Origin of the sequence: Paenibacillus sp. MDMC362, assembly GCF_003269305.1 — a bacterium.
Taxonomy (GTDB): Bacteria; Bacillota; Bacilli; order Paenibacillales; family Paenibacillaceae; genus Paenibacillus_AQ.
The window spans coordinates 1-16,994 of record NZ_QLYT01000016.1 but is presented as its reverse complement, the minus strand read 5'-3'; the positions used below and the strand labels follow the sequence as shown (position 1 = coordinate 16,994).

General features: G+C 52.7%; 11 protein-coding genes. 6 read left to right on the top strand and 5 right to left on the bottom strand.

From position 1 onward, the window contains the following. Nucleotides 1-7: 7 nt before the first annotated feature. From DP091_RS07785 to DP091_RS07760, 6 genes are all read left to right on the top strand, one after another. On the top strand, nt 8-1,618 hold the full coding sequence (locus DP091_RS07785) for an extracellular solute-binding protein (protein ID WP_015737871.1): 1,611 nt from the start codon (nt 8-10) through the stop codon (nt 1,616-1,618). A 146-nt stretch (nt 1,619-1,764) separates the two neighbouring features. Then, the gene (locus DP091_RS07780) at nt 1,765-3,150 is read left to right on the top strand and encodes an alpha-L-fucosidase (RefSeq protein ID WP_113057795.1); all 1,386 of its coding nucleotides are present in this window, start codon (nt 1,765-1,767) and stop codon (nt 3,148-3,150) included. Between the two features lie 62 nt (nt 3,151-3,212). Beyond that, nucleotides 3,213-4,499 (top strand): alpha-L-fucosidase, encoded by a 1,287-nt coding sequence (locus DP091_RS07775; protein WP_071218759.1) that lies wholly within the window; start codon nt 3,213-3,215, stop codon nt 4,497-4,499. A 61-nt stretch (nt 4,500-4,560) separates the two neighbouring features. Then, the gene (locus tag DP091_RS07770) at nt 4,561-5,583 is read left to right on the top strand and encodes a carbohydrate-binding family 9-like protein (RefSeq protein WP_113057794.1); all 1,023 of its coding nucleotides are present in this window, start codon (nt 4,561-4,563) and stop codon (nt 5,581-5,583) included. Between the two features lie 8 nt (nt 5,584-5,591). Next, nucleotides 5,592-8,210 carry a transglutaminase domain-containing protein gene (locus DP091_RS07765; protein ID WP_113057793.1) on the top strand — a complete coding sequence of 873 codons (2,619 nt, stop codon included), beginning with the start codon at nt 5,592-5,594 and terminating at the stop codon, nt 8,208-8,210. Between the two features lie 21 nt (nt 8,211-8,231). Further along, nucleotides 8,232-9,278, top strand: coding sequence for a glycoside hydrolase family 18 protein (locus tag DP091_RS07760; RefSeq protein WP_113057792.1), 1,047 nt, complete (start codon nt 8,232-8,234; stop codon nt 9,276-9,278). 190 nt (nt 9,279-9,468) lie between these two features. On the opposite strand, the gene DP091_RS07755 is transcribed toward DP091_RS07760, so the two are convergent. From DP091_RS07755 to DP091_RS07735, 5 genes are all read right to left on the bottom strand, one after another. After that, nucleotides 9,469-11,769, bottom strand: a complete 2,301-nt coding sequence (locus DP091_RS07755; protein WP_113057791.1) for a helix-turn-helix domain-containing protein — start codon at nt 11,767-11,769, stop codon at nt 9,469-9,471. Nucleotides 11,770-12,540: 771 nt separating this feature from the next. Beyond that, nucleotides 12,541-13,314, bottom strand: a complete 774-nt coding sequence (tatC, locus tag DP091_RS07750) for a twin-arginine translocase subunit TatC (RefSeq protein WP_113057790.1) — start codon at nt 13,312-13,314, stop codon at nt 12,541-12,543. After that, nucleotides 13,271-13,492, bottom strand: coding sequence for a twin-arginine translocase TatA/TatE family subunit (gene tatA / locus DP091_RS07745; protein WP_071218765.1), 222 nt, complete (start codon nt 13,490-13,492; stop codon nt 13,271-13,273). The genes tatC and tatA overlap by 44 nt, the downstream gene beginning before the upstream one ends. Before the next feature lie 24 nt (nt 13,493-13,516). Then, nucleotides 13,517-15,142, bottom strand: coding sequence for a PhoX family protein (locus DP091_RS07740; protein WP_113057994.1), 1,626 nt, complete (start codon nt 15,140-15,142; stop codon nt 13,517-13,519). A gap of 738 nt (nt 15,143-15,880) precedes the next feature. Next, nucleotides 15,881-16,732, bottom strand: coding sequence for a lipoate--protein ligase family protein (locus tag DP091_RS07735; RefSeq protein ID WP_113057789.1), 852 nt, complete (start codon nt 16,730-16,732; stop codon nt 15,881-15,883). Nucleotides 16,733-16,994 lie beyond the last annotated feature (262 nt).

The following is a 16,994-nucleotide window of genomic DNA, read 5'->3' as shown; positions in this document are numbered from 1 at the left end:
TGTTGTCATGAAAAAGCTTCGCAAGGCATCATCTATTTTACTCTGCCTCACCCTCTCAGCAACAATGCTTGCAGCCTGTGGTTCGCCTAAAGGAGATGGCGCTGCTACAGCACCGTCCGGGACGGCCAGCACGGAAGGGGTAAAGAAGGAAGGTTTCCCGATTGTGGATGAGCCGATCACGCTGACGGTCATGTCACAGGATGCCGGTGTAGCCGATTGGAATACGATGCCCGTACTACAAGAGATGGAGAAATTGTCAGGCATCAAGCTGGAATATCAGCTTTCTCCGATTGACAGCTTTGAAACGAAGAAAAATCTGGTGTTTGCGAGCGGCGATTTGCCCGATATGTTCTATGCGGCGGATCTGAAGCCGGCTGAACAGGTGACTTACGGCAGCCAAGGCATCCTCATTCCGCTGGAGAAGTACATTGACGAAGGTTATGCACCGAACATCAAAAAGATTTTCGACGAGAACCCGGATGTCCGCAAATCCTTCACGACCCCGGACGGACATATCTACGCCCTGCCGTTCGTTGACAAGGCTGCCGTATGGTACAGAGGCCCGATGTGGTACAACGGCAAGTTCTTAAAAGCGTTAAACGTGTCCGAGCCTAAGACTACTGAGGAATTATATACATTCTTGAAACGCGTCAAGGAAGAAGATCCTAACGGAAACGGAAAGAAAGACGAGATTCCGCTGACTTCCGTCAAGCTCGATGACCTGCGTATGTACTTCTTCGGCTTCTGGGGCATGTACAACGAAGGAATCTATTCCGACAAGGATGGGAAAGTACACTACCCTTATCAGGAAGAAGGCTACAAAGGCTATCTGACGTTCATGAACCGTCTGTGGAAGGAAGAACTGCTGGATCATGAGACCTTCTCGCAAACAGGCGATCAGAAAAAAGCCAAGGGAGAAAACAATCAGCTGGCTCTGTTTAACGACTACCATGCGTACTTCACGCTCGGCGGCGAGCCTAGCAGCGAGCATCCGCTCATGACGCCGGTGAAGAGTGAAATTGCCGACTCTCCGGTATACGGCATGCACCCTGGTATGTCGGCAAGAGGCACATTCGCCATTTCGAGCAGCAACCCGGCTCCGGAAGCGACCATGCGCTGGATCGATTACCTGTACAGCTATGAGGGCGCCACGCTGTTTAACCAAGGACCGGAAGGCACCCTGTGGAAATTCAAGGATGAGGCAAACCGCGTGAAAGAATGGCTCCCAGTGCCAGGCGGCGGTGATCGTGAGGAGTATCGCGGCAAAATCACGCCGAACTACGGTATTTTGACACCTGGCGTCAATGACCCGGATGTTGCGAAAGGCCTTCGCACCGAATTCGATGAGTGGATCGATCAGCAGAATCAAGAGAAGCTGGTGCCGATCGGCAAATCGCCATTCCCTAACGTTTATTTGACGAATGAAGAGCAGAGCGAGGCAACTGCGCTGTTGTCCGATTTGGAAACGTACGTGAAACAGATGGAAGCCAAATTCGTAACAGGCCAAGAGCCGCTTGAGAATTGGGATAAATACGTCGCACAAGTCAAGAAAATGGGCAGCGACCGTCTCGTCGAGCTTTACCAAGGCGCATATGATCGCTGGAATGCCGAGCAATAATCAGATGCATATATGAAAAACAAAGAGCCAACGTATCCCGGTCGCTTCATGACCGGGGGTTGGCTATTGTTTTTAAGGGGCAGGCGAAGCCCGTTCTAATGATCTTCAAAGATATCGTTATCACAAATGACTATTGGAGGTACACCATGTCGGAGAACAAGCTGGTTGAGGAAGAGCAAGCGGTAGTGGAGCAGGGCGTGCACAATTTCAGCAGTGAGGACAAATGGGTCAAGCCGGAGGATCCGCTGCTTCTGGAACGCTTGGAATGGTTCAAGGATCAGAAGCTGGGCTTGATGATGCACTGGGGGCCGTACTCCCAGCTGGGCCTTGTTGAATCGTGGGCGCTGAGCGATAAAGACGCGGACTGGTCGCGTGACGGCATTGACTGGGACATTGATGCGGAGGAGCTTAAACGGCAGTATTTTGATCTGAACAAGACCTTCAACCCGCTTCGCTTTCAGCCTGATCTGTGGGCTGATCTGGCAGCCGATAACGGCTTCAAATATTTGAACTTTACCACCAAGCATCATGACGGATTCTGCATGTGGGATACGCATACGACCGATTACCGGGTTACGGGACCGGAATGTCCGTTCCATAGGCATAAACACGCCGATATCACGAAGGAGCTGTTCGATGCATTCCGCGCCAAGGGACTCGGCATCTCCGCCTATTTCTCCAAGGCCGATTGGCATACTCCGTACTACTGGGCGCCGGGAATGGAGGCGGGGAGCTTCACTTCTCGCGGTCCTAGCTACGATCCGAAGAAATATCCTTGGCTGTGGGAACAGTTTGTCCAGTTTACTCATGAGCAGATTATGGAGCTGATGACCCGTTACGGCCGCATCGATGTGCTGTGGCTGGATGCAGGCTGGGTGAACGATTACCGGGACCAAAATATCCGATTGGGTGAAGTGGTAGAGAAGGCGCGTGAGATTCAGCCTTGGCTCCTCTCGGCGGACCGTACGGTCGGCGGGCCTTACGAGAATCTGATCACACCGGAGCAGACCCTTCCTGAGCGTGCCCTTCATGTACCTTGGGAGAGCTGCATCACGATGGGAACTTCCTTCTCCTTCCGGTACGAGGATCGTTACAAAACGGTGCGTCAGCTCATTCACCTGCTGGCCGAGATCGTGGCCAAAGGCGGAAATCTAGCGCTTAATGTGGGCCCGCAGCCGGACGGAAGACTGCCCGAGACGGCCATTTCACGAATGAAGGGCATGGGAGAGTGGCTGAAAGTCTATGGGGAGGCCATCTATGGGACCCGGGTCTGTGAGCCGTATTCCTCCGGCGCGGTTCAGTTTACCCAAAAAGGCGATACGACCTACGCCATCTATCTGTATCGAAATGAGCAAGAAGCCGTTCCTGAGGAGCTGCACATTCCGATTCAGACGGCGTTTGGCCGCATAGATCTGGTCGGGGGTCAGGAAGCGCTGGATTATCGCCGCACGGACGATGGCGTCGCGGTCCGACTTCCGGATCAGGAGCGTCAGGGGCTGGCGCCGATCGCGCATGTATTGCGGTTTCGTTAAGAGGCGGGTTATATAAACGTATTTTTCACTTAAAAGGACTTCAAGAAGAGGTGTGGACAGACATGCAGAAATGGTTCGAAGAAGCCAAGCTGGGCATCTTCATTCACTATGGCATCTATGCCGTGGACGGAGTCTCGGAATCTTGGTCCTTCTATAACGGAAGGATCACGTACGACGAGTACATGAAGCAGCTGGACGGTTTTACGGCATCGAAATTCAATGCGGAGAAATGGGCGGATTTGATCGAGAAATCCGGCGCCCGGTATGCCGTGCTGACAACGAAGCACCATGATGGCGTTGCGCTGTGGGATACGCAGTACAGCGATCTTAACGTGGTCAAGCGGACGCCGGCCAATCGGGATATCGTGCGGGAGTATGCCGAAGCGATCAGGGAGAAGGGCATTCACCTGGGCATGTACTTCTCTCTAATCGATTGGTCGCATCCGGATTATCCAAGCGTGTTTGAAGGAGGCCGGGTACCGGAGGATCTCAGCAGCGTTAACCCGCACACCAGTCCCGTGGACGGTGTTCAGGATCAGGAGAAGTGGCAGAAATTCCTGGAGTTTAATAACAACCAGCTGCGGGAGATCCTGACGAATTACGGGAAGGTGGATCTGCTGTGGTTCGATGGCGACTGGGAACGGAGTGCCGAGCAGTGGAATCTGCCGGAGTTCAAGCATTACCTGCAATCCTTCAATCCGGATATCATCATCAACTCACGTCTGCAGGGCCACGGTGATTATAAAACGCCGGAGCAGGGCATTCCGATCACGAGACCGGAGGGGCCTTGGGAATTCTGCACAACGATCAACAGTTCGTGGGGCTATGTGCCGACCGATCATAAATACAAGTCATTGAACCAGATCATTCGGATGTTCTGCGACTGCATCTCAATGGGCGGCAATATGCTGCTGGATATCGGTCCGCGCGAGGACGGCACCATCGATCCAAGGCAGGAGGACATTCTGCTTGGGCTGGGCGCGTGGATCCGGACCCACGAGGAGGCCGTATTCGGAACGGGCGAAGGCATTATGACCCGCTATTATCTGGGGGGAAGCACGATTTCCGAGGACAGAAAGACATTGTACCTGTTTGTCTATGACGATCCGAAAGAGAATGTGTGCATCAAGGGGCTGTGCAACCCGATCAAGAAAATTACCGTGCTGCATTCGGGCAAGGAGCTTACCCACGAGATCCATGGGGGCGTGCCTTGGTTCAATATCCCGGGAACGACGTGGATTAAGATGACTCCTGAAGACGCGCATGAGCAGGTGACGGTTCTTAAGCTGGAGTTTGACGAAGAGCTGGAGATGTACGGCGGCTCGGGAGCCGTTGTCACGCATAACTAACCATCACGGGGAGGGACGCGCTTTAGGTGCCAAGCCTCCCCTATGAAGCGGAGAGAATGACATGAACAGAAGTGGTGTGCCGGAGCCAAGGATTGAGTATGCTCCCAAGCATTATATATGCAATCGTGCGGGGCAGCCGCTCGTGCTGGACGGCCGCGTGGATAAGGCATTCTGGGATGCGGCGGAGTGGACCGAAGATTTCGTTGATATCGAGGGGGATCTAAGGCCGAAGCCGGGGAAACGGACCCGAGTCAAAATGCTGTGGGACGACGAGTATTTTTATTTTGCCGCGGAGCTGATCGAGGATCAGATATGGGCGACGCTGACGGAACGCGATTCGGTTATTTTCTATGATAATGACTTTGAAATATTCATTGATCCGGACGGAGACAGCCATCAATATTATGAATTCGAGATCAATGCGTTGAACACGGTATGGGACTTACTGCTCGTGAAACCGTACCGGGATGGTGGACCTCCGGTCAACGGCTGGGACATCAGCGGTCTTAAGACGGCGGTGTTTATCGAAGGGGAGCTGAACCGACCCGGCGCCGATAATCGGAAATGGAGCGTGGAGGTGGCAATTCCTTGGGCTAGTCTCAAGGAATGTGCCGAAGGCGGCCGCCGTCCTGCGCCGGGTGAGTTCTGGCGCGTCAACTTCTCGCGCGTGGAATGGCAGACCGAGGTACAAAACGGCGAATATCGCAAGGTGCTGAATCCGGAGACAGGCAAGCCTTATCCGGAGGACAATTGGGTATGGTCGCCTATGGGCATCATCAATATGCATTACCCGGAGCTGTGGGGTTACGTCGTATTCGCCGATGGCGAGGAACGCCAGCCGTTCACGCTCCCCGAAGACGAACGGATCAAGTGGGAGCTGCGGAGGCTCTATTACCGTCAGCGAAATTATTATGAAGCCCATGGTGAATTTACGAAGGATGCACAGCAGCTCAAGGGCGAGGATTCATGGAGCATCCAGCCTGTGATTGAAACGACCCGCAGCCTGTTCCAGATTAGCGCCCCCTCGTCGGACGGCACGGCTCTAATCTGCATTCGGGAAGACGGAAAGCTATGGAAGGAGTGAGCTTAAGGATGACCAGCCAAACCGCGGTGTTCTCGCTGGATTCGCAGACGCAAGAGCGGATCGAGCAAAAGTTCCAGGAGAAGGTAGTCTTTGCTGAAGCCCGCAAAGATCAGCTGTTTCATGTTTTTGAGCAGGAGCTGACCGAAGAAGAAACTTGGGCCCTGAAATATTTGTTTGCCTACATGCCGGTGAACGACATGGCCGACTATGATGGGGAATTGTTTTTGAGTCATGTGCGTCAAGCATTGGACATCCGTAAGCGCGTGCCTTGGGGCGAGCGTGTGCCGGATCATCTGTTCCTGCATTTTGTGCTTCCTTACCGGGTCAATACGGAGAATATTGAGGACTTCCGCGGTATTCTCTACAACGAACTGGCTGAACGGACGGCGAAGTTATCGATGGCGGATGCCATATTGGAAACTAATTATTGGTGTCATGAGAAGGCGACCTATATCGGCAGCGATCTGCGGACGATTTCGCCGCTGACGATGATCCGGAACGCACGTGGACGCTGCGGCGAGGAGTCCACGCTGGCGGTGGCCGCTCTTCGAAGCATTGGGATCCCCGCGCGTCAGGTTTATACGCCGCGCTGGGCACATTGCGACAGCAACCATGCCTGGGTGGAAGCCTGGGCGGACGGCCAGTGGTATTACATCGGGGCATGCGAACCGGAAGCCCGCTTAAATCAAGGCTGGTTCAGTCCGCCTGCGCGCAGGGCGATGCTGATCAATACGCGGATTTTTGCCGATTATCCCGGACCGGAGGATATTACCCTCAATGAAAAGGGATTTACAGAGATTAATTTACTGGAGAACTATGCGCCGGCCCGCACCCTTTACGTCAGCGTGAAGGATAAGCAGGGAGAGCCCGTATCGGGGGCAAGCGTTCGATTTGAGCTGTATAATATGGCTGAATTTTACCCGATTGCCGAAATCAAGACCGATGAGGAAGGGAAGGCATCCTTTAAAACCGGTTATGGCGACCTTTTGGTTCGCGCGGTCAGCGGCGGCAAATGGAGTGAAGTCCTGTTCAAGACCCAGGACGGCGAACATATCGAATTTGTGCTTGATTCATCCGAACAGCCGTTAGGGATCATGGATTTCGATATGGTTCCTCCGCCGGGGGGAGAAGGAGATGCCGCGTCGACGCTGCCCGAAGAGAAGATCAAGGCTCATAACCGCCGTCTGGAGGAAGGGACGAAGGTCCGGACCGAATATGAGGGTACATTCCTGAGCGAAGAAGAGGCATTCACACTGGCCCAGTCATCAGGACTGCCTCCAGAGCGGGTATGGAACGTTCTTCAAAAAGCTAGGGGCAACAGCAGGGAAATCGCCGCGTTCCTGGAGGAGCGTACCGGCGATTATGGCGAGTGGCCGCTGCGGCTGCTGGAGTCGCTGAACGAAAAGGATTTGATTGATACCTTCCGGCAGACGCTGGATGATCATCTGATGGGTGCGCTCGCTCAGCGTGGAGAGTGGGCAGAGGATACTTTCGTGAAGTACATTCTGTGTCCGCGGGTTTCTTATGAAATGCTGGTCCCGTATCGACGCGTATTCGGCGATGCCTTTACGGCTGCGGAGGCAGCGGCATACAGGAAGGATCCTTCTGCGCTTGCCGGGCGTTTGGAGAAGGGGTATGCATATGCAGACGATCTTCCTAACCTGAAGGGTAAGGGAAATCCGGCAGGCACATACAGTCTCATGAAGGGGGACGAGCAGTCGCTGGACATCCTGTTTGTGGCGGTATGCCGCAGTCTGGGGATTCCTGCCCGACTGCACCCGAGCGAGCAGAAGCCGCAGTACTTATGTGCTGAAGGCTGGAAAGACGCAATCTTCCGTCTGAACTCGCCGCGGAATCAGGAGAGCTCAAGCTGGGGGATGCTGCAGCTCCTCAGGGACCCGAAAGGCTCGCAGGACACGCCGGCTGCATCCTATGCCGAGAACTTTACCTTCGCCCGCCTGGAAGACGGCGTGTACAAAACGCTGGTGTATCCTTATGGCAGCACCGATGTTTACGATGAGCCATATGAGGTTGAACCGGGTTCGTACCGCCTAACGTCGGGCATCCGGCTGAAGGACGGAACGGTAAGAGTGCGCTTCACGTACTTTACCGTGCGTGCCGGAGACACCGTGCACGTTGCGCTGACCTATCGGGAGACGGCGGTCGACATTCCGGTGCTGGGCACGCTGTCTCCGGGCAGTACGCTTACCCGATTGGACGGAAGGGAAGCCAATCTTAAGGATCTTCTGGGATCCGAGGGTGCTCTTGCTGCCTGGATCGAACCGGAGCGGGAACCGACCAAGCATCTGCTCCGCGAGCTCAGCGAGCTGGCCGAGCCGCTGGATAAGCTGGGCTTGCCGATTGTGCTGATGATCGGGGATGCGGAATGGACGGCTTCCTTTGATCCGGCAAGCTATCCGAAGCTGCCGGCACGCACCGTTTTTGCACGGGATTCCAGTTATGCTTCCTTGTCGGGCTTCATCCCGAATCCAGCCGCCCATGAAGCCGGTTATCCTCATCTGTTCGTCCTGGACAGTCAGGATCAAATCCGTTATTCGGCTTCCGGATATAAGATCGGCACCGGGAAGGAAGCGCTGCAGATTGCGAACGCGATATTACAACCCTAGAAGGAATCGGAGTGAAGAGTAATGACGAAGTATATTGTGGCGGGTTACGCCGTCGATTCGGTTCTTCCCGACATGACGCATGAGGATCTGCTGAAGTTAACGCATCTGAACGTAGCCTTCGGTCATGTCAAGAATGATGAGATCACCACCGAGCATTTGAAGAATGGCGAAGTTGTCCGGAACATCAAACGGGATCACCCGAATCTTACGGTGCTTCTGTCTGTTGGCGGCTGGAGCGCCGGTGGTTTCTCTGAAGCCGCCTCAACCGAAGGCGGAAGGTCGCGCATGGCCGCATCCGCCGTACGGGTGCTGGAGGAATACCCTTTTGACGGGATCGATCTGGACTGGGAGTATCCTTGTTACGGTGAGGCTGGCATAGGCTCGAGTCCTGATGATAAACGGAATTTCACCCTGCTGCTGAAGACGATCCGGGAAGCGCTGGATGCCAAGGGCTCCCGGGATGGCCGTCATTATCTGCTCACGATAGCGGCAGGGGCTGACCAGTACTATGTAGACGGCACGGAGATGGCTGAGGTGCAGCAGTACCTCGATTTCGTCCAGCTGATGACTTATGATATGCGCGGCGGGTTTCAGGTTCTGACCGGACATCATACGAATCTGTACACGCCAACCGGTGATCTGTTCCGAATCAGCACGGATGCTTCCGTGAACCTGTTCGTTCGCGCCGGTGTTCCGAAGGAGAAGATCGTCATCGGTGCCGCATTTTATTCCCGTGTCTGGAACGAGGTTCCGGACCGGAACCACGGCCTTCACCAAATGGCCGGCAGCACAGGCGGCTATGGTCCGGCCTTTGCCGAACTGGCTGCGGATTACATCAACAAGAACGGCTACATTCGTTATTGGGATGAGGAAGCCTGTGCACCGTACCTTTTTAATGGCTCCAGCCTGATTTCATATGACGATGAGGAATCGATTCAGTGCAAATGCGATTATGTGAAGGAACAAGGCTTGGCTGGGATCATGTTCTGGGAATACGGGTGTGATTCGACCCATCGCCTGCTGGGTGCTATGCATCAAGGACTTCAAGACAATCCGGCCGGGAAATAAGCTGGCGGTGCGCGATGGATCGGATCGCTCGATAGTGGACTTACAAAAACATAATGAAAACCTCCCCTGAACGGTACCGCTCAGGGGAGGTTTCTATTTATGCGGCGAAACCGCTACCGGACGTACACTTCTTAGCCATTATCCGAAACCGTTATCCGATGTGCTCCTTCAGGTCAATCATCCAAATCGGTTACCCGATGTACTCCTCGTCGTCGTCATCCGTGGAAACGGCGGCGCTGTCGGGGCTGTGCATTTTGCGGTATTGACCGGGCGTGTATCCCGTCTCTTTCTTGAATTTGCGGATGAAGTTCGGCGTGTCCAGATAACCGACCCGGGTGATGATATCTTTTAACGGATCGGTAGTGTTCAGCAGCAGCCGGATCACCTCGTCCATCCGTTTCTGCCAGATGTACTGGGTGAAGTTCATGCCGATCTTCTCCTTGAAGGAACGGCTGAAATACGATGAAGAGATGGAGAATTTAGACGAGATCGTACCCAGACTGAGGTCATAATCCGTGAAATTGGCGTCGATATAAGCGACGATTTCGTCCATCAGGGAACTCTCTTCCGTCTCGCTCTTCGCCTCGACATGGGCGCAGATTTCAGCGGCAAGGCCTGCCAGCTTCTTCTCCAAATCCTCCAGCGAGTCATAGGAAGTGACACGCGGCAGCTGATTGACCACATGATGGATGCCAAGCTCCGAGGCCGTCTTCAGCATCGTGTTCAGAATATCGAAGCAGATGCAGCGCAGCAGCGGTACGGACGGCATCTCCGTCTTCAGGTTATTCAATGCGGTAGATACCATCTGAACCGCCACATCGTAACTGCCCTGTTTCAAGCTCTGAACCAGCTTCAGCAGCACATCCTTAGGGACCCAGAAGGATGAATCCTGTGCGCCGGAACCGGAAAGCGCGTTAAAGAAGGTGCTGCTGCCCTGTCCGTGCAGCATGGATGCCTCCAAAGCGGTTGATGCTTCAATGAAGGATTGATTCAGCTGCTCCGGATAACTGTAGCGGTTGCCTACCCCGATCGCAGGAGAGACGCCTGTGTGCTCTGCCGCCATCGATTGCAGGGCCAGGGCGATCGGCTCCATACGGGCGTTAAGGCTCGCTTCATGCCCGGTTTCCGCATCGAATCCGACAATGAGGGCCAGCTGATCGGGCTGTGGAAGCTCCACTCCAAAGGCATAGGCGGAGAAGGCGGGCAGGTCCACATCGTTCATTAGCTGCATGACGGGCCGCCGCTCCGGATTGTCGCCAATGGGAAGGGCGTGCGACTCCCACCCCATCGTCACCACAAAATAATGGGACCGACTGAAGCGAATGCCCAGCTTCTCGGTGAATTCGAAGGGGAATTCACCGGTATGGCCATGCTTCAGCAGCATGAGCAGAATATGATTCCGCGCATAGGGCTCTTGCAGATCGACGCGCTGGCTGTAGTCGTGCAGCGTTTTCTTGATCCATTCCAGTTCGTTGCTGGATGTGGACGGTTCCGGGTCATTCTTCAACCGGATGAACTCCATTAAGTCTGAAATCGGATGGTATTGTCTGCGGGCCAGCATAATAGCAAGAATGGTGCCCATTACCACCACGAAGGAGAATACCAGAATTACAAAGGTACGAATATGAACGATGCGGCTGAAAAATTGGTTGCTTGGCATCGCGGTGACATAAGTCCAGCCTGCATCGGATTTGACGGATACAACCGAATGCGGCTCCTGGTTCAAGGAAAAGCTGTGCGTTCCGGGCTCAAGCGCGAACAGTGCGCTGACTTCCTGCTCGGTAATGGTTTCGCCTTGGTAGTTGGCGGCCAGCACTTGCCCGTAATTATCGAATATATAAGTCATCCCATGGTAGTCGCTGAGGATGGAGTCGATCAATCCGGTCAGATTGGACTCATGAATCAGGTACATCACGGTTCCATGGGCGGGCGTATTGTTAGGTGCGATCGGCACAAGGTATGCCAGCATGGAATTTTGGATTTTGGTTCCCTGAACCACCTGCTCCGCCGGACGCATGGTCGGAATCGGGACGGAGTTTAAATCACGGACCATCTCCGTTTCGTTCCAGCTGTTGAATTTGTAGCGGTCGGTGAAGACGTTCAGATTCTCAAAGCCCTGTGACGAATAAATGCTGTTATCTCCGCGGAAGAACAGGAACAGCTCATCAATGATGGAACTGGTGGCTTTGTATTTGACCAAGGCCCCGATAGATTCACGGCTGTAATAAGGATGGTGAGTCCAATAACGGGTCAACTGCTCATCGTAGGCGATTCGAAAGGCAATGTCCTGCAGTTCTTTCATACGCTCATCGATAACCGTTTTAGCCTGGGTCAATTGATTGACGTTGGTCTGCTCGATCTCGGAACGGAGTGTATTCACGGCATTGTGATAAATAATGATAGTTAATATAACAAGAGGTATCAGAAAAATGGAGATGTAGGACAGTGTGTATTTAAGCAGAAGCTTGGACTTGAAGTGATTCCATTTCATATCTGCAACCTCCCGTTTTTTAGATTATAGAATGACAAGGTTTGAAGCTGAACAAATTCTATAATCGCAAGAAAAACTTCCTCTAATCGCAGTCTGTATTTTGTAAAGTCCGTTAGTAGACGTGTTTCTGTAAGATACCAGAAGCATAACTCTGAGATATAGCCTACCTGATATCGCAAGAATAACAACATCTAAACGCGGTCTGTCTTCTCTAGGATGAAAGTCGATAGTCTTTTTTTCTTGTAGAAACTGGTAGCGCTATCATAAATGACGGCGAAGTGATGGACCAAATGCCAAACCGTTAGATGTTTCTATTAAAAATACTAGGAGAACTCGACTAATAAATCAATGGATCATTTCTAAAAATAAGTGGAATCATGCCAAAAGTCTCAGCCTAGGGTTTGATGTAACGAGCCCATGGACGCAGATGAACAGGAGAGGCAAAGGATGGAGCCTAGGGAGTTCGGCAGATGATTCGAATGTAATTATTCATAACGTATATATGACAAAATATACTCAATATGGAAGATATCCTAAGATATAATACATAATCATCGTTATAAATTAAGATGAATTCTTTACTATAAAGTAAAACTAAAGCAATGTATCCAAGGTGTCAATCCATTTTTACCAGATACCTCTTTAGAGGTGTCATATTATCTAACGTGGCGAAAATAAAAGAGAACCCGCAGCCAGAACAACCTGCTTGCTTAGGTTGTCTGTCACGGGTTCTACAAGGTTCCGTCCTACTTCGGGGGAAACGGACGTGTATTAGGTTGCGCTGCCCTCTGCTTGAGAGAGCTGCAACTGCTTGCGATAGATGAATCTGGAGATCGAGACGCTGATTTCATACAGCAGGAACAGCGGGACGATCACGATCAAATCGGACATGATATCCGGCGGCGTGATCGTGACGGCCACGATGCAGAGCAGGAAGTAGGCTGATTTGCGCATCTTGGCCAGCCGATGCGGATTCACGATGCCGAGCTTCGTCAGAAAAACGACGATGGCGGGCATTTCGAACAGGAATCCGAATGGAACGGTCATATGAATCATGAACGTGAAGTATTTTTGCGCGGTGTACATCGTTTGGAATGCCCCTTCGGCCATACGCTGCATGAACTGCAGCACCATCGGGAACAGCACGAAGTATCCAAAGCAGATGCCGGCAATGAATAATACGCTGATTACGGGAATGAGCAGTACGGCCGAGCGGTGAGTCCCATCCGGCAGCGCCGGCTGCACGAACCGCCATATTTGATAAGCGGCAATGGGAAGTGTGACGGTGACGGCCACAACGCCCGCAATAATCATATACACCCACATGACTTCGGAGGGACCGAGCAGAACGAGCTGCTTGTCCATGCCTCGAACCAGCCAGTGATAGATCTTCTCGACGTAGATGAAGGCAGCCACCATCGCGACGAGAAACGCAATCAGGGTGCGGATCAGGCGCTTCCGCATTTCTTCCAGATGCTCGATCGCGCTCTGGTCGTTCGGATTAGCTGTTCTGCTTATTGACCGCTGCAGCAGGTTGCGGAGCATCGTCTTTTTTTCCATTCTCGTCGTCTCCGTTCATCAAGCCACGGGTTGCGCCCTTGAATTCGCTTAAGGTCCGCCCGAATGCGCGACCGAGCTCAGGAAGCTTGGATGGACCGAATATGATGAGTGCGATAATCAAGATAAGAATTAAACCGCCAATTCCGATATTGCCAAACGGCATGATCCTCGCTCCTTTCGATTGGTATTATTCCAGTTTGAAGCCGCTAATTGCAACGACAGCGCAGCGCGCCATGTTTTCGCCGGAGCGGTGTGGCCATGTGCTGGTTGGTTTGCTGAGGTCCTCTGTATTCTCCCCCGGGTGCTGAACGGACAGGAAGAGCGTCTGCTCGTCGGGTGTGAAGAAGGGACCGGTAAGCTCGGATTCCACCGGACCGGAAGCGAATTGAAGCGCGACTCCTTGATCCGGCCCGCTTGTTGGAATCACAAACAGTCCGTTGTTCATAAAGGATTTGTGAACACCTTTGTTCTGGCTGCTGCTGGAGATGTCCGTTACGACCCACAGATCGCCGTTCGAGTCGAACGCCAGGTTGTCCGGCGAGCTGAAGCCGGATTGGCGTCCGCCGGCCGCAAAGATTTCAAAGTCGAACTCCATGGCGGCCAGATCGTTGCCCGCTTCAAAAATGCGCGTAATATGGCCGTGAATGTTGCCATGATTGTCGTTGTTCGTATGGCAGACAAATACCGTGTTATCAAACGGCGAGATTTCGATGTCCTCCGGACGGTCCGTCGGTGTTCCGCCGACAAGACGCGCAGCTTCCTGACAGTAAGTGACCACATCGCCTTGGGATTTGAATTTGGCTTGGGCCTCTTTATCTTCTGCGGCGGCCTTGTTTACAGCTTCCAAAGTGACCGGCATCCATTTGCCCGACTTCAGGTTGGCAACGTACAGGGTTCCGTCTTCCAGAAGCGCGGAATTGGCACGGCCTTTGCTCTTGTCATATTTGTTCTTGCTGATGAATTTATAGACGCAGGCATCCTTCTTGTCGTCTCCCATATAGACAACGACCCGGCCGTCTGCGGCAAGCCCCATCGCGGTATTCTCATGATTGAATCTGCCGAGGGCGGTATGCTTCTTCAAGAAGGATTTATCGAATGGATCGACTTCGACGACCCAGCCGTAATGCGTATCCGGCAGGTTCGAAACCGCCGCGGTGTCCTCGAAGTTCTCTTCGCAGGATAAGACCGTGTTCCACAGCGTCACGCCGCCGGAGCAATTGGCAAACGTGCCGGTAGCCGTCGTTGCGCCTTTCAGGGCAGGGATGCCTCTGGCCGGGCCGGTGATATCGAATTTACTGAAGCCGTTGATGCGGCGGGCATGGGTGGAGGTGGTGTCCATCTTCCATACACCCTTCTCGTCACGGTATACTTCAATGACCGACATGCCTTGGTAATACAGGTTTTTATGGATTTGATCTGCCGTCATCTTACCGTCCTTCACAGGGCCGATCGAGAAGATGGTGGAGTACTCGTGATTGTTGACCAGGAGGCCGCGGACATTGGAGCCCTTAATCGGGAAAAATGCGTTGTAATCGCAGCCGGAGCCGAATTTTTCGCCAGCCGGATTGATCACGTCATCGAAAGCCGCAATGACATCATATTTAAAGTTTTTAGGCAGGACGAGCTGGTCTGCTTTGGTTGGTTCGATTGGCTCGAAGTAGCCGCTGACCCGATTCGTTTTGAATCCGAACAGATGATTTGCGGTTCCGGACATGGCTGAAGCCTTCCCTTCCAGTACACCTAAGCCTGCGGAAGCGGCTGCCAATGCGGTTGCGCCCGTACCCAGATAAGACAGAAACGTTTTGCGGTCCATCGTTTTATTCAAGCTTATCCACCCCTAATGTATAAATTGCCATCAGGACAAGTTTATAGGGGAAGTGTTAAGGGAATATCATCGGTGAATGGTGGAATTGTAAAAATAAAGTGATCTAGGTATGATACACGGTTCTAATTTTAATAACATGGCCTTACTGCCAGGTGACGGTGCCAAATGTACAGATTCCGTTATTTGGGTCCTATGGTGAATAGATTGGATTAAAATGATGGATGGGTTGTGGGGGGATCGGCGAACGGCCGATCGATTCGTTACGATCAACCTGCTGTGTCGAACGGATAGAATGAATCGAAGGACGCGAATGGATTGATGAACGGATGGTATCGATAGTGCGCGGTTTATTGGTCCGCGGAATACCAGACCCTGCATGAGTGTGTCAACAGTTGCAATGATATGAGGGCAGAGATTCCGCTATTACGCCAGAATTGGTGGGTTGAGGGTTAAATGAGGACACCAGATCCGCTATTACATAGAATATGGCTGTTATTCGTGGTATTTATAGTAGATAGCGGATTCTGAGTCCGGAAGTACTGGGAAAGTTGCTGTTTTTTTGAAATAACGGATCCATTGTCCATTAGTTAATTTATACATCTCTTAGATATCTGCAAGAACAGCAAGAACTGCAAGAACTGTTGCATGCTCCCGTCAGTACTGCAAAATGAAAGCTATAAAGAACCATATAGACTGGTTACCAGCCTATATGGTTCTTTATGATGTTTAATTAAGGTTATACCGCTGCCGCATTTGCTCAGCCATATTACGAATCTCCTCAGAGCCTGGCATCGTAAACCTGGAAGCGGCTTCTGTCAGCTCTTTGCCTGACTGCCAGCTGCGGATGACCTCTTTTACCGTGGTTATAAATGTGTGCGCGGTGTTCTGATCGGTGCCGATGCTCGTAAGTTCTTCAAGACTGGCGGTGCTGTTAGCCTCTACCAGAGGATACTGCTTGGGGTCTGCTCCCGCAGCGGCAATATCATAGAAGGAACGAACCAGCCGGGCGCGCTCGCTGCCCGACCCTTCGGCGATGATAAAAGCCTGGATAATGAACGCTTTCCGTTGCCGACGCTGGGCAATACCGCAGAATTTAAGGCCGTCTATGCTTAAATCGAATGTTCCCGGACAGAAGGCACCGGCAATTTCGCCGGTATCTACGTTCTGCCCGGTGCCGCGGAGGGCTTCCCGGATCAGCTCTACCATGACTTCAAAGTCCTGATGAAAGTCAGGCGCCGGTCCCGCAGAGGAAAAGGGGAGGATGAGGGACAGGTTCACCACCCCAGCGTCCAAGGGTACGGCAGCACCGCCCGAATGGCGGACGGCGGTGTCATAGCCGAGAGAGCGAAGCATGGCTTCCCCTTGCGGCGCATAAGGGAGGCGACTGTCGCGCACGCCCATCACAAAAGCACGTGGATGCCGCCACAGATGACAGATGGCGGGCCCGCCATCTCCGGTCAGCTTGCATAGGAGCTCGTCCAGCGCAAAATGGTATAGCACGTCCTGGTGCGTTAAATCGTGGGTCCGGTCGAGCAGCAGAACGGGTTGATCTTCAGGTAGTGACAGCGGAATATTCACGCTTTCTTGCGCCTCCTCTAACATGCGGATCGTGCACAAGACCATGGAAGAAATTTTGTCTTCCGAGGGGGAGCCCGATCGTTATTATCTTTGGATAGCATACCATAAATTCATACGGAAGCGGCGAGCCTGGCCCGCGCGAAATACATCAACTAAACAGGGTCGATATCGCAAGAAAAACTTCCCCTAAAGGCGGTCTCTCTTCCGAGAGTGTACGTCGATCGACGTTTTTGTTTAGATATCAGAAAGTATACACTTCCAA